Origin of the sequence: Sphingopyxis sp. OAS728 (assembly GCF_014873485.1) — a bacterium.
Taxonomy (GTDB): Bacteria; Pseudomonadota; Alphaproteobacteria; order Sphingomonadales; family Sphingomonadaceae; genus Sphingopyxis.
This window is the reverse complement of sequence record NZ_JADBDT010000001.1, coordinates 2,643,255-2,661,457: the sequence shown is the minus strand read 5'-3', so window position 1 is coordinate 2,661,457 and position 18,203 is coordinate 2,643,255. Positions and strand designations below refer to the sequence as shown.

Here is an 18,203-nt window from a genome sequence, read left to right as displayed (position 1 = left end):
AGGGGTATCAGTGATGCGTCAGTTCAAGCTTCGGAGAAACCATGTCGCGCGCGCGGCGATGATGATGGCGCTGGCCTGGCCTGCAAGCGCCTATGCCCAGGATAGCGCCGGAACGGCCCCTGAGGCTGAGGAAGCGCCCGATGAAATTATCGTCACGGCGCTGCGGCGCGATACGAGTCTCGACAAGACGCCGCTCAGCGTCGCCGCAATCTCGGGCGATGATCTCGGCAGCGCCGGGGTGCGCGATTTTATCGACATCGCGTCCTCGGTGCCGGGGTTCACGCTGATCGACAATGGACCGAGTTCGCGCCGTCCGATCATCCGCGGGATCGTCGGCTCCGGCGAAGGTCAGGTCGGCATCTATTATGATGAATTCGCGATCACGAGTTCGCCCGGCGCGACCAACGATGCAGGCCGCTTCTCGCCCGATTTCAAGCTGATCGACGTTGCGCAGGTGCAGATTCTGCGCGGACCGCAGGGCACGTTGTTCGGCGCCGGGTCGCAGGGCGGTACGCTGCAGACGATTTTCAACAAGCCCGATCTCGCCGAGGCGTCGGCTCACCTGTCGGCCGAGGTGGCAGCTGTCAGCAACGGACGGCCCAATTCAGCCATCAATGCCGTCTTCAACCTGCCTCTCGTCCGCGATGTTCTCGGCATCCGCCTGGTGGGCTGGCACGAGACGCAGGGCGGCTATATCGACAACCGCACGCTCGGCATCGCCAATATCAACCGTGGCCACAATGAAGGCGCGCGCCTTGCACTGAAATTCGCTCCGGGCGAGCGGTTCTCGCTCGAGCTTCTCGGTCTCGTCAACCGCGCGCAATATGACGCCGGCAACCATGTGACGACTTCGCTCGGCGGGCTCCAGTCCGACGTTCCGGCCTTCGATCCGCTCGAAGATCGCAACATCCTCGTTGGCGCGACGGCGCGATACGCGTTCGATTTCGCCGACCTGACGGTCAACGCATCTTACTATGACCGCAAGCTCAACTACGACCTTCCCTATCCCAATCTGGCAATTCCCTGGGCCTTTGCGGCCGCGCAAGGCGTCGCGCCGCAGCAGCCGGGCGAGCCCAATGTGGCGACGGGCGACATCCTCCAGCCGCAAACCACCAAGGCTCCAACGTTCGAGCTTCGGCTGAACGCGCCCGAACCCGACAGTCCGCTGCAATGGACGATCGGTGCCTACTATCAGGACCGCAAGGCCTTTACCGAGAGCCGTGTCGGCTTTGTCGGACCGGGCGGGACGCCGACCGACCGATATCCCATTTATCAGGATCGTTTCGTGCGCTCGCATCTCGAGCAGATCGCGGTCTTCGGCGAGGCTTCGTACAAATTTTTCGATTCGCTCACGCTGACAGCAGGCGGCCGCTGGGCCAAATTCAACGTCGACGGCGCGAACAGTGCGCGGATCAACACCGGCGGCATGCCGGTGCCGCAAGTCTGGACCGGTCGCTCCTTCTCGGGTGAAAAATTCGTGAAGCGCTTCAATCTGGCTTGGGAGGCGAAGGACAACATCCTGCTCTACGCCACCTACAGCGAAGGATTTCGCGCCGGCGGCGTCAACCAGCTAATCGCGACCGAGCCGACGATCCCGGCAGGCTTCGGGCCCGACCTCGTCACCAATTACGAAGCCGGGTTCAAGACGCAGTGGTTCGGGCGCAAGCTCACCGTCAACTTCGACGTCTATCGGATGGACTGGGATAATATCCAGGTTCAGAGCACGACGCCGAGCGGGCTGTTCCGCTTTATTTCGAATGCCGCCAAGGCCCGGGTCGACGGCGTCGAACTCGAAATCACCGGCCGACCGACGAGCAACCTCGACCTCAGGACCACGTTCGGCACGACCAACGCTCGCCTGACCGAAGACCAGCCGTTTAACCCCGGGATCAACAATCGCGGATATGCGGGGGACAAGCTGCCTTATGTGCCCAAGGCCTCCATCAACCTGTCCGCCGACTATTCGGTGCCCCTGGGGGATGACCTCACGCTCTCCTTCCATCCTGAGTTCCAATATGTCGGGAAGAGCCGGAACATCTTCAATCCGTTCCTGACGAACACGGCGACGGGCGCGATAACGGGTACGCCCAACCCCGGCTTCGTGGCCATTCCAGACTATTCGCTCGTCAACTTCCGCGCCGAACTCGATGCAGCGAACTGGACGGTGTCGATCTTCACGCGAAATCTCTTCGACAAGCGCGGAATCACGACGGTCTTCTGGAATCCGCCGTTCACCCCCGGCCGGTACACCTATTATGTCACGCCGCGCACCATAGGGATCAGCGCAACGACGCGCTTCTGATGCACGTACCCCGGGCCCTCGGCCCGGGGTTACCGAAAGGATTGAACTTGACCAGTTCCCAGCCGGGCCCGTTCGCCATACCACCGCTGTCCCCGGTCTCCCGCGTCGGCTCTTTACTGCTGCTGAGCGGACAGATCGGGCTCGTGCCGGGGTCGGCTTCGCTTCCTCCCGATATCGAAACGCAGACGCGGAACGCGATCGACAATCTCGAGCGGGTGCTCCGCGCAGAGGGGTGCAGCCTTGCTGATATCGCCCGCGTTGGCATCTATCTAACGGACATGTCGGACTATGGCGCGGTAAACGCGGCTTATGCTGCGCGGTTTGCAGCGCCTTTTCCTGCCCGGACCGCGATAGGTGTCGCCAGCCTGCCATTCGGGGCACGCGTGGAGTTGGACGCTATCGCTCGCGCAAAGAGTTGAGCTAGGAACGTAAGTTAAGCGCTACGGCGGCATCTGCAACGCTATTCGGCCATCGTCGCGGCAAGCGCCAAGCCTGCCTCACGGATGTGCGTTGTCAGGATAGCGCAGGCGGCCTCGCCATCGCCGCGTTCGACCGCATCGAGAATCTCGGCATGTTCGGCGCTCGATCGATCCTGCCAGCCGAGCCGCTCCCAAGTGGCGAAGAGGTGACGGGCGCTTGCCTGGTGAAGATCGTTGATCGTCGCCAGCAAGCGCTTCTGCCGCGACGGCGCGTAAAGGGCGGCGTGGAATCGGCGATTGGCGCTCTCCCACGCCGCGATATCGTCGATTTCGTCGCAGGCGGCCATCTCGAGCCGCGCCTGCGCGAGATCGTCCGCCGTAATGAAAGGCAGGGCGTAGCGAAGCGCGATCGGTTCGAGTGCGGCGCGCATCTCGGTCACTTCGACGATATCGGTCTTGTCGAGCGACGCAACGCGGGCGCCCCGCCGCGGTTCGACGACGATGAGACCTTGCGCCTCCAGTCGGCGAAACGCCTCGCGGACCGGCACATGGCTTGCCTTGAAGCTCGCCGCGATATCATCCTGACGGAGGCGCGCGTCGGGCTCCAGCGTGCCCGAGACGATCTGCGCAGCCAAGCTGCGCGCAATCTCTCCGGCGATCGACCGATCATCCTCTGCGGTGGCGGCGCTTTGCAGCATCGATTTGCATATCCTCGCAAGACGGAAGGGTTGGCGTTGCGGCGATCCTAGGGAGCATCCGCAAGAATGTCGACTTCGCGGCCCGCGGTCACCGCGCAAAGCTGCTCATAGGTAAGTGTGAAAACGGCGTTCGGCGTTCCCGCCGCCGCCCAGAGCGGTGACACATCCGCCAGTGCTGCGGCGACCAGTGTCGTCACGCCGCGCTCCGCCGGAATCGGCGGAACACCGCCGATCGCATATCCGGTGCGCTCGCGCACGAACGCAGCATCTGGCCGTGTTACCGGTTCGCCGACGATCGCCGCGACTTTCGCCATATCGATCCGCGACGGGCCGGGCGCGATGGCGAGGATGCAGGTGTCGGACGTCTTGCCGCGAAGGACGATGCATTTGGCGATCTGCTCCTCGCGGCAACCAATCGTTGCTGCTGCCTCGGCGGCGCTGCGCGTACTTTCGTCAAACTCAAGGACAATGAATTCGCTTCCGATTTCTTCCTGATATCGAAGAGCGGAGGACGAGCTGGCAGGTTTCATAATTCCTCGCATATTATAGATTATCTATAATAATCGAAGCGGGGTGACCGGTCAACGGCTTACCGGACGATAGGCGCGGAGCGATTGATGAAGGCCTTGAGCGCAAAGCTGCTCTGGATGTGGGCAACGCCAGCAGCATTGGTAAGCTGCTCGAGCAGGGCGCGATAATGTTCCAGATCGCGCACCACGCATCGCAGTAGATAGTCGGACCCGCCCGACATGAGGAAGCCGCTCATCACTTCGGGCAAGACCGACACCTCTGCCTCGAACGCGTCGAGCGCAAGCCGCACCTGCTTCTCAAGCGTTACCGATACGAACACGCTCATCGCCCCTGCCAGCTTTCGCTCATCGAGGCGCGCCGAATATCCGGCGATAAATCCCGCCTCCTCCAGTCGGCGCACCCTGCGGATGGTCGGCGTAAGCGACAGACCGATGGCATCGGCAAGATCGCTCCATGTCATCCTGCCGTCGTCGGTTAGATGCTGCAGAATCCGGCGGTCGTAGCTGTCAAGGTCTGGCACTGGATCCCTTCGGAAAGCTTGAGAAATATTTTCTACAGATATCGAGATTATTAGCAATAGTTGCTCAAAAAATTTGGTATTGATGGTTAGAATAGTCCCACTCACTATCCGCTCGATGCTATTCGCGCCTCATGGAGGTTACGATGGATGCGGTAGACGGGCTCGACCTGAATGCGAACTACAACCGGGAAGCGGGCCGGGTATTCCTGACCGGGATTCAGGCACTCGTCCGGCTTCCGCTCATGCAGCGCCGGCTCGACCGGAAGCGCGGCCTCAAGACGGCTGGACTGATATCGGGCTATCGCGGTTCCCCGCTGGGAGCCTATGACCAGCAGCTGTGGAAGGCGCAGCAAGTCCTGTCTGCGCACGACATCCTGTTCCAGCCCGGCCTGAACGAGGATCTCGCCGCGACGGCGCTCTGGGGCGCCCAGATGCACCGCGCATTCGGTGCGTCTGCCGCGGACGGGGTATTCGGCATCTGGTACGGCAAAGGTAATGGCGTCGATCGCTGCGGCGACGTTTTTCGCAATGCCAATATGCTCGGCACCTCGGCGCTCGGCGGTGTCCTCGCGGTAGCAGGCGACGATCATGCCGCCCAATCTTCGATGTTTCCGCATCAGACCGACGGAATTTTTGAGTCCGTGCATATGCCGGTCCTTCAGCCAGCCAATGTCGAGGAGATACTTTCGCTCGGTCTGGCAGGCATTGCTCTTTCGCGTTTTTCTGGTCTCTGGGTCGCGATGAAAACCATCGCCGAGGTGGTCGAATCGGCGGCGTCATTCCATCTCCCCGAATCCTCGCCGATTTTCCTCGCCCCTGAGGGCGCTCGGCCGGCCCACGGGCTTAACTGGGATCCGTCGATCGAATGGCCGCGCGAGCGCGCAGAGTATGAGCGGCGGCTCCTCGATGAGCGGCTGCCGGCCGCCGTCGCCTGGGCCGCCGCAAATCGCATCGATCGCCCCGTGATCGCGAGCCGGCGAAAGCGCTTTTGCATCGTGACCGTGGGCAAAGCGCACCAGGATCTCATGCAGGCTCTCGCGCATCTAGGGATCGACGCGGAGCGGGCGGAAGCCCTCGGACTTTCGGTCTATAAGGTCGGGATGAGCTGGCCGCTGGCTGCCGACCCCCTTCTCGACTTTGCCCTCGGCGCCGACGAGATTTTCGTCGTCGAGGAAAAGTCCCCGACCGTCGAGAACCAGATCAAGACGTCGCTCTTCAACACCTTGGGGCCGCGGCCGCAAGTGACCGGAAAGACCGGTGCCGAAGGCAGGCCTTTACTCCCCGCGGTCTCGGAATTTTCGCCGCTGATCGTCGCCAAGGCGCTCGTCGCCCGGCTCGGCAAGGACGCCGGCGACCTCGAACGACGCCTCGCCGATTGGCAGGCGAGGGCGGAGCAGACAACGCGGGCTGGCTTTCCTTCGCGCAAGCCCTTCTTTTGCGCCGGCTGCCCGCACAACAGTTCGACGGCGACTCCCGAAGGCTCGATCGCGGGCGGCGGCATAGGCTGTCATGTGATGGCCTTGTCGGTGCCTAAGCTCAAGACCAGCACCTTCAGCCAGATGGGCGGCGAAGGTCTGCAGTGGGTCGGCGCCGCGCCCTTCTCGCAGACACGCCATATCTTTCAGAATCTCGGCGACGGCACCTATCAGCATAGCGGACTGCTTGCGGTCCGCGCGGCGGTCGCGGCCGGCACGAACATCACCTTCAAGATCCTCTATAATGACGCGGTCGCGATGACGGGGGGGCAGCCGGCCGAGGGCGCGATCGACCCAGCGCGTATTGTCGACCAGCTTTCCGCCGAAGGCGTGCACGACATATGGCTGGTCAGCGACGACCCTGGAAAGTGGCGGCATTTGCGGTCGGTATCGGTCGCGCACCGTGCCGAACTCGACACCATACAAAGGCGCCTGCGGGAGACACCCGGCGTCACCGCCATCGTGTTCGAACAGACATGCGCTGCCGAGAAGCGGCGACGCCGAAAGCGCGGTACCTATCCCGATCCGCCGCGCCGCCTGTTCATCAATCCCCGGGTCTGCGAGGGGTGCGGCGATTGCTCCGTCCAGTCCAATTGTATCGCAGTCCAGCCATTGCCGACCCGGGATGGCGTCAAGCGGCGCATCGACCAGTCCGCCTGTAACAAGGACTTCTCCTGCTCCAAGGGATTTTGCCCGAGCTTCGTTGAAGTCGATGAGCCGGTAGTGCGGCGTCCCGACCCCGAGCGGATCGCGGCGCTTGAAAGCGGCTATTTTTCGGCCCTACCCGATCCCGCCCTGCCTGGCGTGGACACGGCCTATAATATCTATGTTGCCGGGATCGGAGGGCTTGGTGTGCTCACCGTCGGGGCGCTTCTGGGTTCGGCGGCCCATCTTGACGGGCTCGAGGCGAGTGTGCTCGATTTTACCGGGCTGGCGCAGAAGAACGGCGCTGTCGTTAGCGAGGTCCGTATCCGGCCGGCCGGTGCCCCTCTTCATGCGGTTCGCATCGGTGGCGGCGAGACACATCTTCTGATCGGCACCGACAGCGTAGTTGCCAGCAGTCCCGACGCGCAGCGCAAATTTTCGGATCGAGGCGCACTCGTGCTGAATGTCGACGAGACGCCGACCGCCGATTTCGTCACCGATCGCGATGCCGCGCTCCCCACCGCCGACATGACGAAACATATGATGGAGCGTGCGGGCAGCCGCGGTTTCGCGCTGCGTGCGACTTGCCTTGCCGAGGGCCTGTTCGGATCGAACATCGCGGCCAATCTTCTCATGGTCGGTTACGCCTGGCAGAAGGGCCTCGTGCCGCTGTCGCGGCGTGCGATCGATGCGGCCATCGCGGCGAATGGCGCTGCCGTTGCCCTGAACAAGCGCGCTTTCGACTGGGGACGTCTCGCCGCGATCGATCTTGCGCGGGTGGAACAGGTCGCAGGTCTTCAAGACGATATCGTCGAAGCAGCTGGCAATGACGATACGACCTTCGCGCGTGCCCGCGACCTCGCGCACTATCAGGACCGCCGATATGCGGAGCGATACTCCGGCCTGATGCGGCGGCTCGAATCCGCATCGGCGTCCTATGGCGAGCGCGGCCGAAAGCTTGTCGCTGCGGCGAGCCTTCAGGCCTATCGCCTCATGGCGTACAAGGACGAATATGAGGTCGCCCGCCTGTACAGCGAGCCCGCCTTCCTTGCGGGCCTCAAGGACCAGTTCTCGGACTATCGCCGCCTGTCCGTGCATCTCGCACCGCCGCTGCTTTCGCGCCGAGATCCCAATAGCGGTCGGCCCCGCAAGCGGCGTTTCGGCACCTGGATATTCACCGCAATGGCCCTGCTCGCAAGAGCAAAGAAGCTACGGGGCACGCCGTTCGATCCCTTCGGCCGGACATCCGAGCGACGGACCGAGCGCATGCTTCGCGACGAATATCTCGAGACGGTGCGGTGGATGATCGCTGAACTATCCGATCACAATATCGACGAGATGATCGAGCTGGCCGCGCTGCCCGACATGATCCGCGGCTTCGGCTCCGTAAAGGAGGCAGCGATCGTCAGCTATCGTCTCCAGCGCTCATCGCTTCGCAGCAAGATCGAACGGGCATCTCAGCCGCAAGCGCGCATAGCGGTCACGGAGCAAGCCTGATCAGCGAAATTTGCGGTGAGGCCGGCGCGCGGGCGTCGGCCCGCATCGGTGCGACGCCGGCGATCGCGGCACACGGCGGGCGATCGCCGTGCGGCGCGGTCAAGCCGGAGCCGCGATCTCCGTAACCGCTCCGGCTATGAGTTTGGCGAAGAGGGGCGGCGCTTCCTGCATCGGATAATGGCCGGCATCGGCGATCGGAATGAGCCGTGCCCCGGACTGAATCGGGGCGAGAGCGTCTCCGACTGCGGCAGGCCGCATCATCGGGTTCGGGTCGACTTCGCCGACGATCGCGACGACCTGAGCGGCTACGGGCCTCGTCCCGAGAGGAAGGCCGACGCGCGCGAACATGTCCACATAGCCAGCGACTGCCTCGGGCGCGGCGGCCTCGCGCCAGCGGGCGACCTTGAAGTCGATCCACTCGTTCGAAAGCCGGTCACCCCACATCTGACGAAGCGCCTCGCGGCGGCCTTCGTCGTCGGCGTGCGCAATCGCCTTGGCTCCTACGATAATGTCCGCGGGGGCACCGCCAGTGAAGGGGGGCGGGGTGATCAGCACCACGCCTTGCACAAGCTCGGGCCGGGACTGCGCGAGGTGGAGCGCGACGATGCTGCTCATCGAATGGCCGACGATGACGAACCGCGGGACACCGAGCCCGTCCGCAAGCGCGGCGATGTCCGACGCCGACTGCAGTGCATCAAATGGTCCGGCGAGATGGCGTGATCGACCATATCCCCGCAGATCCGCGAAAATCCACTCGGCCGCGTGCTTGTCGAGATAGGGCAGGCACGGGTCCCATGTCGTGGTGTCGCCGATCCAGTCGTTCATTACGATTGCCTTGACCGGGCCATCACCTATCCGCCGAGCACCGAGCATTTCGACATCCTTTTCAAATAAACCATGGCCGCCTTCTCTCGCCTCGAACGCTTCCGAATGCGCCGCCGAACCAGCGACGGCGGTTGCGGCGGCGGCGGCGAGAAACGTCCTCCGGCCTACCGCCTCGGAGGCGAGGGACGAAAGTGGGGACGGCTGTCCTGGCGAAACTCGCCGGGTCAATATTTGAGACCCGTATCGCAGATCACCGTCGCGACGACGGCGTCTTCGGCAAGAATTCCCGATCGCAGCAGCTTGACGGAGGCGCATATATTCGCCGCTGCCGTGAACCCCGCATAGATGGATTCCTCGCGCGCGAGGCGCGCCCGAAAATCGGTTGCCTCCTCGTCGGTGACGCAGAGGCAGAGGTCGGCGAGTTTGTCGTCCCACAGCGGCGGGCGGATGGCATATCCCGAGCCCTGCAGTTGATGCGCCGGCTTCTCGACGACCTTTCCGGCCAGCACTTCCGCTCCCGCCGGTTCGACGGCGACGCAGACCGTCTCCGCCGCGACGGATTTGAGGTGCCGGGCAACCCCTATGAATGTGCCGCCGGTCCCGACGACCGATACGAAGGCGTCGGGCGCCATGCCGAGTTGCGCCTCAATCTCGGGGCCGGTGCCCAGTTGATGCGCGAGGACGACGCCCTCGTTCGCAAATTGGTCGACGAAATAGGCCCCCATTTCCTCTGCCGCCCGGCGGGCCCGGTCGGCCGCGGCCGCAATGTCTTGGCCTGTGACCATGCTCGGCTTGCCGTCGACCTGCGGGACCAGAACAACCTTGGCCCCCAGCGCACGCATCATCTTGGCGCGCTCGGGACTGTTGCCAACCGACATATAGGCATGAAAGGGATGGCCGAGCATATTGCATACGACAGCGAGCGCCGCGCCCATGTTGCCGCTCGTCATCTCGACGACCGGCTGGCCCTCGGCGAGATGGCCCCGCGTCCGGGCCAGGTCGATGCATGCCCGCGCCGCTCTGTCCTTCATGCTGCCGCCGGGCTGCATCGACTCCATTTTTGCGAAGATACGGCCGGGACCGCGGTGAATTCGGTCGAGGGCAACGAGCGGCGTCCGGCCGATCAGGTCGAGGCTGCTATTCGCTACGGCGGGCGCGCGCCCTTCATGGTCCGATTTCGTCATCGGCGAAGCTTTGCGGTCTCGCTCGCGGTGCGCAACCCCTGTTGCTGGTCAAACGTCCGGCAGATCGAATTTACAGTGTCCGGTCCGTTCATATGCTGAAGCTTTCCCAGCCCTGCCAGAAAGGTCAGCTGCATGTCGCGTGCTTGGAGTCTCGTCCGTCGTCCCACCGGTTTGCCCACTGCCGGGAATTTCGAACTGATCGATCTGCCTGCCGTCCCGCTGAAGGAAGGCGAGTTTCGAGTGCGCAACACATGGCTCTCGGTCGATCCCTACATGCGCGCTCGCATGGAAGAGATCAAATATGCGCCCTGTTTCCAGATTGGCGAGCCGATGTACGGAAGCGCCGTCGGCGAGGTGATCGAAACGCGCAATGCCGCCTTCAAGGTCGGCGACCGGGTCTATCATTCCGAAGGTTGGCGCGAGGAAGCGATTGTCGACCCGTCGCTCGGGGCCAAGGAGGGCGTCGCGCCTTTCGTCCTACCCGATCTTGGCGTCGAAGAGCAGGTCTGGCTCCACAATCTCGGTATCCCGGGTGGAACGGGCTATTTTGCGCTGTTCCGCACTGCTGGCGCAAAAGCGGGCGACATCATGTTCGTGTCGGCAGCCGCGGGCGCCGTCGGCTCGGCGGTCGTGCAAATGGGTAAAGCGCGCGGGATGACCGTGATCGGCTCTGCGGGCGGTCCGGAAAAATGCGCCTTCGTGAAGAGCCTCGGGGCTGACGCGGTGATCGATTACAAGGCGGGTCCGGTGCTGGAAAGCCTTCGCGAGGCGGCGCCCGAGGGCATCGATGTCTATTTCGACAATGTCGCAGGCGATCATCTCGACGCGGCCCTCGCCTGCGCACGCCCGCATGCGCGCTTCGCGATGTGCGGCATGATCGGCGTTTATAATGAAAACCAGCCGCTCGAACTGCGCAACTCGCGCCGGATCATCCAGGCGCGCATCCGCCTCGAGGGTATGTATTTCGGCGAGTTCGCCGACGAGCTTCCGGTCTTTTACGAGGACATGGGCGGCATGATCGCGCGCGGCGAGGTGCGAAGCGTCGAGACGGTGAGCGAGGGGATCGAGACGATGCCTGAGGCCTTCATCGGACTCTTCTCGGGGCGGAACACCGGAAAGATGCTCGTTAAGCTGTGACCCGCGATCTTCTCGGCGCCGCGAACAGGGTCGCGGGAGACATGGTGGATCTCCGCCGGGCGATCCACCGCGAACCCGAGCTGGGGCTCCAGAACCCGCTCACCGCACGCAAGGTGCGCGAGGCGCTCGCCGCGCTCCCGCTGACGTTTCGCGAAGGCGGGTCGACGAGCGGCTTTGTCGCCCGGATCGACGGCGCGAAGCCCGGCCCGGTCGTACTTTTGCGCGCGGACATGGACGCGCTGCCGATTCACGAGCGGACGGGGCTTGACTATGCTTCCACGATCGATGGCGTGATGCATGCGTGCGGCCATGATGCGCATGCGGCGATGCTCGTCGGCGCCGCGCATCTTCTCTGGGAGCGGCGTGACGCGATGCAGGGGAGCGTCCTCCTCATGTTCCAGCCGGGAGAGGAAGGCTATCACGGGGCGCGGCATATGCTCGATGACGGGCTGATCGATCCATTGCCCGATGCGGCGTTCGCCCTGCATATAGCGCCCGATGTTCCCCTCGGCCTCGTGCGCGGACGCCAGGGCCCACTGCTCGCGTCCGCCGACCATGTTACGATCACCGTCACCGGCAGGGGGGCGCATGCGTCGACGCCCCATCGCGGGCGCGACCCGGTGCCGGCCGCCTGCTCGATCGCAATCCACCTGCAAACCCTCGTCACGCGGCGGCTCGACGTATTCGACGGCGCGGTCGTGACCGTCGGCCAGATTCACGCCGGGACGGCTTACAATATCGTCGCGGAAGAAGCAGTGCTCGACGTCTCCGTGCGGGCGCTCTCGGCGGAGACGCGGTCAACGGTGGAAGCGGAAATCCGTCGGCTTGTCGCAGGCATCGCCGCTGCGCATGGCGTTGAGGCCCGCGTCGACTATCGGGACGGCTTTCCTGCAACCATTTGCGACGCCCGCGCCGCCGAGCACGGTCGGCGGACCGTCGAACGATTGTTCGGCGCCGAAGGCTGGTCGACGCTGCCGCAACCTTACATGAACTCCGAGGACTTCAGCTATGTGCTCGAGAAGGTCCCCGGGGCGATGTTCATGATCGGTGCGGGGCAGGGCGGGGACGTGTCCGCGGCGTGCTGCGCGTTGCATTCGGGAGACCTGATGTTCGACGAGGCCGTGTTGCCACGCGGTGCGGCGCTCCACGCGGCGCTGGCGCTCGATTACCTCGCCGAGCGCTTCAATCCTCCGGCGGATGAGCGCGCAGAGCCACCAGCGCACTGACTCCGGCGGTCGCGAACTCGACGATGTCGGTCATGGCGTCTTCGGGCGTCCGGGTGAGATCGTCGTGCATCATATCGTCATAGCGATGGTCGATCGATTGCCATCCCCATATGACCCCGAGAATGAAGGAATAGGTCCAGACCAGATCCTTGCGCGACAGCCCGGGGCAGGCCTGGGCCAGCGCGTCGATCCAGCGGGCAACCGACCGGCCCGCCGAACGGTCGAGCTCGCCGCCCTGCTCGTCTGGCACCCGCCCACGTACGACCTTGAGCTGGGCAAGCTCGCGCTCGTCCGTTCCAAGCGCGCGCCGGATGATCGGCTCGCCAAGCGCGCGCACCAATTCGCGCAGGAGTGTCTCGCCTGTGGCACCGTCTTCGAGCGCGCGGGCAAGCAGCGCGTCGCGCTCGTTGCTGATTTCCAGCCAGATTTTTCGGGTCGCAGCCGCATATAATTCGGTCTTCGACCCAAAGTAGAAATGGATCGTGCCGAGAGCCAGATTGGCGCGGGCCGCCACTTCGCGCAGCGAGGCGCCGGAGAAACTGTCCCGTGCGAACGAGAGCGTCGCGCTTTCGAGCAGCGCATCGATAGTGTCGGCTTTCGACATCTGAAATCCTTCGGCGCCAGCGTAGCAGCGATCGATCCTCCGCTCCAGACCGCTCGGTGCGATTGGGGCAAACACCTGCCAGCAATTCGCCGTGAATGACCGCGGCGGCGATCGCAACGGCAAAACCGCCGCGCGTGGGCCTGCTGGCATAGGGACACTGGACGCTCGTCCGGCGATCCTCCTTGCTTGGCGGGGCCATTCGTATTGTCATCGCAGGCGAGGTTCGGCGGCACTGACGACCGCCGGACCACCAACAATATTCGGGATGGGGAACGAAAGATGCGAATGACCAACAGCGCCAGGCAAATCCACTTGATGCTTTGTCTCACGGGCACGGCGATCGCCGCGGTGCCGGTGTCGGCGGCCGCCCAAACGGCCGATGGAAGCGGCGCGCGCGGGCCGGCGCTCGACGAGATCGTGGTCACCGCGACGAAGCGCAACGAGAATCTCGTCGATGTGCCGATCACCATCACCACGGTTTCGGAGCAGGATATCGCGAAGCGCAACGCTGTAAAGGTCGCCGACCTCATCACTGTCCTGCCGAACGTCTCGCTGCTCGAGGGGGGGCAGACCGAGAGCAATCCGATCATCCGCGGCATTGCTTCGAACACCCGCAACGCGGGTGTCGAGTCCGGCGTCTCGGTCTATATCGACGGGGTCTATACGGGCCGTCCCGAGACTTTCAACCAGAACCTCGAAGACGTCCGCTCGATCGAAGTGCTCCAGGGGCCGCAAGGCACGTTGTTCGGCAAGAACTCGATCGCCGGTGCGATCAACGTGAACACCAACGATCCCGCGTTCGAATGGTCGGGCAGCGCCAAGGTCACGGTCGGCAATTTCGATACCCTCGACCTCAACGCCATCGTCAATGCGCCGATCGTCGACGAGCATGTCGCGTTCCGCGCGAGCCTCTTCTCGAACGAGCGCGACGGCTATGTGAAAAATGCGCTGGGCGGACCCGATCTCGGATCGCGGGACATCTGGGGGGGGCGCGCCAAGCTCCTGTTCCAGGGCGAGTCGAGCCTGCGCGCGGTGTTGAGCTTTGACTATAGCGACGAGGATTCGGTCTATTATGTCGGCGAGCCGCGCTCGGGGCTCGCCCAGACCGTGGCTCCGCCGCAGCCGCTCACCAGCCCTGGTCCCTTCACGATCGACGAGGACCCCGGCCGCTATGCCCAGACCTATTGGGGTACGTCGCTCGCGGTCAGCGTCGGCGATCCGTCGGGCTTCGAGCTGACGTCGATTTCGGCTTTCCGCTACAATCGCTCCCTCCTCGAATTCGGGCAGGACTGGACGCCGGCGGAACGCATCCTGATCAGCTTTCGCGACAAGCAGACCCAGTTCTCGCAGGAGATCCGGCTGGCTTCGCCCAAGAGCGACACGGCCAATTTCATCGCGGGCCTCTATTTCTACGAGCAGCAGTCGGACAGCGCCCACATCGGCATCATCGGGCGCGATTTTTCGGTGCCGCCGCTCGGCATCTTTCCCGGGCCGCGGGGCTTTGCGACCCCGCTCGCCGACGTCCGCACGCGCAGCTTCGCCGCCTATATCGACGGCAGCATCAACATCACTCCGCGCCTCAGCATCTTCGGCGGCGTGCGCGTGACGAACGAGGAAAAGAAGCTCGACTTCCAGGTGACCACTGATGCCCGGTCATCGCCGCTCTTCTACACGATCCCGCTCCAGAAGGACAAACGCCGCCAGACGGATCTGTCGCCGACCTTTGGTGTGAAATACGAACTCGGCAGCAGCGCGAATATTTATGCGAAGGTCTCGCGCGGCTACAAGTCGGGCGGCTGGAACGTCGACTTCGTCGGCCGCTCGGCCGCGCCGCCGCCGACCGTCCAGCAGCTCCGCTTCGAACCGGAAAATGTGACCAACTATGAAATCGGCCTCAAGGGATCGTTTTTCGACCGGCGGGTGCGGGTTGGCGTCTCGGCCTTCCACATGGATTATTCGAACCTCCAGGTGACGCAATTCTTCGGGTTCAATGGCGGCTCGGTGACGTCGAACGCGGCCAGCGCGAAAATCGACGGCGTCTCGCTCGACGTCACCGCGAAGCTCACCGACACGACGACCGTCGGCGCGGTGTTCGGCTATAATGACGCGCGCTATCACCGCTATCCGGGTGCCGGCGCCGCCGGGGAAGCTGCGGACGGGAACCGGCTGAACGGTCCATCGACCACGGCGGGGGCGAATATCTCGCAGGATATCCTGTTCGGTGGCGGCAACCGCATTTCCCTGTTCGGCGAGGTCTCTTATCGGGGCAGCGGTTATAACGAGCCGCTCAACATCGCTCGCCTGAAGCTTCCTGCCCGCACCCTCGTGAATGCGAGCATCACGTTCGAGCCGGAATCCGAGCGATACTCGGTGGGGCTTTTCGCGCGGAACCTCCTCAACAACACTTATCTCGCGAAGCTCGTGAACGATCCCTTCGCGGTGGGGCCGGGCGAAGTGGCGCAATATGGGTTGCCGCGTACATTCGGCGTCAGCGCCTCGGTCCGTTTCTGATGCGGGGGTCTCATCGAGGGGCACTCCTGCCCGGCTCGCGGGCAAATGCCTGCGAGCCGGGACTTTGCCGGGCGGCAAGGCGATGAGCATCGCGCCGGACCAGTTTCGGCAGGTGCGCTATGAACGCCCGGCCGACGGCATCGCCCGGATTGTCCTCGCGCGTCCAGAGAAACGGAACGCGCAAGGCAACCGCATGACGTACGAGCTCAATGCCGCCTTCGACGCGGCAGCGCAGGACGAAACTGTGAGAGTGATCCTGCTCGCAGCCGACGGTCTCCATTTCTCGGCAGGACATGATTTTTCCGAGACTTTCGACGAAAGCTTCGAGCGGGTCAGCTCTTGGGGGGCGTCTTCGACCGACGGCGCGGATGCGCTTTTCGGGGACGAGATGGAAGTCTTCTTCGAAATGTGCGAGCGCTGGCGCAATCTGTCGAAGCCGACGATCGCGCTCGTCCAGGGCAAATGCATCGCAGGCGGCCTCATGCTGGCATGGGCATGCGATCTCATTCTCGCTGCCGAGGACGCGTCGTTCAAGGATCCGACCATCGACATGGGAATCATGGGCGTCGAAACCTTCGCCCATCCGTTCGAGCTCGGAACCCGCCGGGCGAAGGAGTTCCTGTTCACGGCCGATTGGCTGAGCGCGGACCGCGCAATGGCCTTCGGGATGATCAACCGCGTCGTGCCGGCGTCCCGACTTGCCGCCGAGGGACTATCGCTTGCGGCCGTCATCGCCGCAAAGCCGCCCTTTGCAGTCCGGGCCGCAAAGATCGCGGTCAACCAGGCGCAGGATGCGATGGGGCGTTGGCAGACGCTGCGCCACGCCTTTGCTCTCCATCATCTCACCCACGCCAACAACCGGATCAAGTTCGACGCGCAGATCGACCCCGCCTACGCCCGAACCGCCGCCGGCGATCATATCAAGGGCCTTGAAGGCAAGATCCGGGACTTCGGCCCCGAGCGCGCCGGCTGACGCGCGAACCGCAGGTCCTTTCGAATGCCGCGTGCCCTTGCGCGCGGCGCGCAGCAATCTGGAGCATGATCATGGAATCCTCAGTCCGACCGGACGACGCGAAAACGATGACGGGAATCGTCTGCGGTCGGCGTCATTTATCCGAGCAGCAATTCATCGACGCGTGCGGGCGCGCCGCGGCGGGTTACCGCGCGATGGGCTTCAAGCGCGGCGATACCGTCGCACTGCTGATGCGCAACGACGCCGAGTTCCTCGTCGCCCAGTCCGCGGCCACCCTGATCGGCTGTCACGCGGTCCCGCTCAACTGGCATTCCTCGCCGCAGGATATCGCGTTCATTCTCGCCGACAGCAGTGCCGGCATACTGGTTGCGCATGCCGACCTCGTTCCCGCCATCCGGCCGTTGCTCGACCCCGCCATTTGCCTGATCGTCGTGCCGACTCCCGACGAGTTGCTGGCAGCCTATGATCTCCCGGCTGCCGCGGGGACAGTGGACGCCGGGGACATGAGCTGGCCTGCTTGGCTCGCTCATTTCGAGCCGCTTCCGGTCGAGGATTTCGCACGCGGCGGCGGTCTCGGCATCTTCTACACCTCGGGCACGACCGGCCGTCCGAAAGGTGTCGAGCGCGAACCGCTCGATCCTGAAAGCGCTGCGAAGCTCCAGCGCGTCGTCAATGAGCTGTTCGGGCTCACGCACCTGGAATCGGCGCGTATCTTGGTGCCGGCGCCCATCTATCATGGCGCACCCAATTTCTTCGCCAACCGGGGGGCTGCGCCCGGATCGCTGTGCGTATTGCAACCGCGTTTCGAAGCCGAACAGCTTCTCGCGCTTGTCGCACGCCATGCCATCACGCATCTCTACATGGTACCGACGACCATGCTCAAGCTGCTCGAGCTGCCAGAGGAGATCCGCTCGAAATATGACCTCTCCTCGTTGCAGCGGGTCATCCACTCCGCAGCGCCCTGTCCGCCGGACGTGAAGCGCCGCATGATCGAATGGCTGGGACCGGTCGTCTATGAATTCTACGGCGGGACCGAGTGCGGTACGATCACCCTTCTGGGACCTTTGGATGCGCTGGAGAAACCCGGATCCGTCGGACGTCTGCTGGCCGATTGCGCCCTCAAGGTGTGCGGCGACGACGGGAAGGAGCTCCCCACTGGAGAGGTAGGGGAAATCTATGCGCGCAATTTCAACACCCCGCGTTTCTCCTACCGTCACCTGGCCGAGAAACAGTCGGAAGTCGAACTCGGCGAACTGGTGAGCATCGGCGATGTCGGATATCTGGATGAAGATGGCTTCCTCTTCCTTTGCGATCGCAAGCGCGACATGGTCATATCGGCCGGGGTCAATATCTATCCGGCCGAGATCGAGGCCGCGCTCATCATGATGCCCGAAATCGCGGACTGTATCGTTTTCGGCATCCCCGATCCGACGTACGGCGAGCGTCTTTGCGCCCATGTCGAACCCAAGCCGGGGCGCACGGTCGAGGCTGACAGTGTCGTCGCGTGGCTGGAGGGCCGGCTCGCTCGCTATCAGGTGCCGCGCAAGATCGTTATCGACGACGGTCTCCCGCGCGAGGAGAGCGGCAAGATCATGAAACGCCGCGTCCGCGACCGCTACTGGCAGACGGAAGCGCGGCAGATATGACGACAAGTAT

14 protein-coding genes are annotated in these 18,203 nt (G+C 63.8%); 8 read left to right on the top strand and 6 right to left on the bottom strand.

Annotated elements, in window-relative coordinates; all coding sequences use genetic code 11:
• The first annotated feature begins 13 nt into the window (after positions 1 to 13).
• Entirely contained in the window at positions 14 to 2,302 is a 2,289-nt protein-coding gene (locus GGC65_RS12405) for a TonB-dependent receptor (RefSeq protein ID WP_192647447.1), read from the top strand.
• Positions 2,303 to 2,349: 47 nt separating this feature from the next.
• Positions 2,350 to 2,721 carry a RidA family protein gene (locus GGC65_RS12400; protein ID WP_192647446.1) on the top strand — a complete coding sequence of 124 codons (372 nt, stop codon included), beginning with the start codon at positions 2,350 to 2,352 and terminating at the stop codon, positions 2,719 to 2,721.
• A 41-nt stretch (positions 2,722 to 2,762) separates the two neighbouring features.
• Here the strand turns inward: GGC65_RS12400 and GGC65_RS12395 are convergent, their stop codons facing one another.
• The 3 genes from GGC65_RS12395 to GGC65_RS12385 are packed head-to-tail and all read right to left on the bottom strand — an operon-like array spanning position 2,763 to position 4,575.
• Positions 2,763 to 3,419 (bottom strand): GntR family transcriptional regulator, encoded by a 657-nt coding sequence (locus tag GGC65_RS12395; protein ID WP_192647445.1) that lies wholly within the window; start codon positions 3,417 to 3,419, stop codon positions 2,763 to 2,765.
• A gap of 47 nt (positions 3,420 to 3,466) precedes the next feature.
• Entirely contained in the window at positions 3,467 to 3,949 is a 483-nt protein-coding gene (locus GGC65_RS12390; RefSeq protein ID WP_192647444.1) for a YbaK/EbsC family protein, read from the bottom strand.
• A 59-nt stretch (positions 3,950 to 4,008) separates the two neighbouring features.
• The gene (locus tag GGC65_RS12385; protein ID WP_318780161.1) at positions 4,009 to 4,575 is read right to left on the bottom strand and encodes an Lrp/AsnC family transcriptional regulator; all 567 of its coding nucleotides are present in this window, start codon (positions 4,573 to 4,575) and stop codon (positions 4,009 to 4,011) included.
• 38 nt (positions 4,576 to 4,613) lie between these two features.
• On the opposite strand from GGC65_RS12385, the gene GGC65_RS12380 reads away from it, so the two are divergent.
• Entirely contained in the window at positions 4,614 to 8,087 is a 3,474-nt protein-coding gene (locus GGC65_RS12380; protein WP_192647443.1) for an indolepyruvate ferredoxin oxidoreductase family protein, read from the top strand.
• A gap of 99 nt (positions 8,088 to 8,186) precedes the next feature.
• Here the strand turns inward: GGC65_RS12380 and GGC65_RS12375 are convergent, their stop codons facing one another.
• Together GGC65_RS12375 and GGC65_RS12370 are read right to left on the bottom strand one after the other, a co-directional pair.
• Positions 8,187 to 8,912, bottom strand: coding sequence for an alpha/beta fold hydrolase (locus GGC65_RS12375; protein ID WP_192647442.1), 726 nt, complete (start codon positions 8,910 to 8,912; stop codon positions 8,187 to 8,189).
• 224 nt (positions 8,913 to 9,136) lie between these two features.
• Positions 9,137 to 10,096 (bottom strand): PLP-dependent cysteine synthase family protein, encoded by a 960-nt coding sequence (locus GGC65_RS12370; RefSeq protein WP_192647441.1) that lies wholly within the window; start codon positions 10,094 to 10,096, stop codon positions 9,137 to 9,139.
• 132 nt (positions 10,097 to 10,228) lie between these two features.
• Here GGC65_RS12370 and GGC65_RS12365 point away from each other — a divergent pair, with 132 nt between their 5' ends.
• Positions 10,229 to 11,233, top strand: a complete 1,005-nt coding sequence (locus GGC65_RS12365; protein WP_192647440.1) for an NADP-dependent oxidoreductase — start codon at positions 10,229 to 10,231, stop codon at positions 11,231 to 11,233.
• Positions 11,230 to 12,459 (top strand): M20 family metallopeptidase, encoded by a 1,230-nt coding sequence (locus tag GGC65_RS12360; RefSeq protein ID WP_318780160.1) that lies wholly within the window; start codon positions 11,230 to 11,232, stop codon positions 12,457 to 12,459. Before GGC65_RS12365 ends, GGC65_RS12360 begins: the two co-directional genes overlap by 4 nt.
• Here GGC65_RS12360 and GGC65_RS12355 read toward each other — a convergent pair.
• The gene (locus GGC65_RS12355; RefSeq protein ID WP_192647439.1) at positions 12,416 to 13,063 is read right to left on the bottom strand and encodes a TetR/AcrR family transcriptional regulator; all 648 of its coding nucleotides are present in this window, start codon (positions 13,061 to 13,063) and stop codon (positions 12,416 to 12,418) included. The genes GGC65_RS12360 and GGC65_RS12355 overlap by 44 nt on opposite strands.
• A 315-nt stretch (positions 13,064 to 13,378) precedes the next feature.
• Here GGC65_RS12355 and GGC65_RS12350 point away from each other — a divergent pair, with 315 nt between their 5' ends.
• From GGC65_RS12350 to GGC65_RS12340, 3 genes are all read left to right on the top strand, one after another.
• Complete coding sequence (locus GGC65_RS12350; RefSeq protein ID WP_225941149.1) at positions 13,379 to 15,574, top strand: TonB-dependent receptor; 2,196 nt, start codon at positions 13,379 to 13,381, stop codon at positions 15,572 to 15,574.
• 82 nt (positions 15,575 to 15,656) lie between these two features.
• Complete coding sequence (locus tag GGC65_RS12345) at positions 15,657 to 16,547, top strand: enoyl-CoA hydratase (RefSeq protein WP_192647437.1); 891 nt, start codon at positions 15,657 to 15,659, stop codon at positions 16,545 to 16,547.
• Positions 16,548 to 16,618: 71 nt separating this feature from the next.
• A complete protein-coding gene (locus GGC65_RS12340) occupies positions 16,619 to 18,193 on the top strand; it encodes an AMP-binding protein (protein WP_192647436.1) in 1,575 nt (524 codons plus the stop codon).
• Positions 18,194 to 18,203: the final 10 nt, after the last annotated feature.

Excerpts from the sequence above, each read along its gene's own strand:
- GGC65_RS12345 (WP_192647437.1), top strand. The coding sequence starts at position 15,657 with ATGAGCATCGCGCCGGACCAGTTTCGGCAGGTGCGCTATGAACGCCCG.
- GGC65_RS12370 (WP_192647441.1), bottom strand. The coding sequence starts at position 10,096 with ATGACGAAATCGGACCATGAAGGGCGCGCGCCCGCCGTAGCGAATAGC.
- GGC65_RS12380 (WP_192647443.1), top strand. The coding sequence starts at position 4,614 with ATGGATGCGGTAGACGGGCTCGACCTGAATGCGAACTACAACCGGGAA.
- GGC65_RS12340 (WP_192647436.1), top strand. The coding sequence starts at position 16,619 with ATGGAATCCTCAGTCCGACCGGACGACGCGAAAACGATGACGGGAATC.
- GGC65_RS12390 (WP_192647444.1), bottom strand. The coding sequence starts at position 3,949 with ATGAAACCTGCCAGCTCGTCCTCCGCTCTTCGATATCAGGAAGAAATC.
- GGC65_RS12355 (WP_192647439.1), bottom strand. The coding sequence starts at position 13,063 with ATGTCGAAAGCCGACACTATCGATGCGCTGCTCGAAAGCGCGACGCTC.
- GGC65_RS12405 (WP_192647447.1), top strand. The coding sequence starts at position 14 with ATGCGTCAGTTCAAGCTTCGGAGAAACCATGTCGCGCGCGCGGCGATG.
- GGC65_RS12350 (WP_225941149.1), top strand. The coding sequence starts at position 13,379 with ATGCTTTGTCTCACGGGCACGGCGATCGCCGCGGTGCCGGTGTCGGCG.
- GGC65_RS12395 (WP_192647445.1), bottom strand. The coding sequence starts at position 3,419 with ATGCTGCAAAGCGCCGCCACCGCAGAGGATGATCGGTCGATCGCCGGA.
- GGC65_RS12365 (WP_192647440.1), top strand. The coding sequence starts at position 10,229 with ATGTCGCGTGCTTGGAGTCTCGTCCGTCGTCCCACCGGTTTGCCCACT.
- GGC65_RS12375 (WP_192647442.1), bottom strand. The coding sequence starts at position 8,912 with ATGAACGACTGGATCGGCGACACCACGACATGGGACCCGTGCCTGCCC.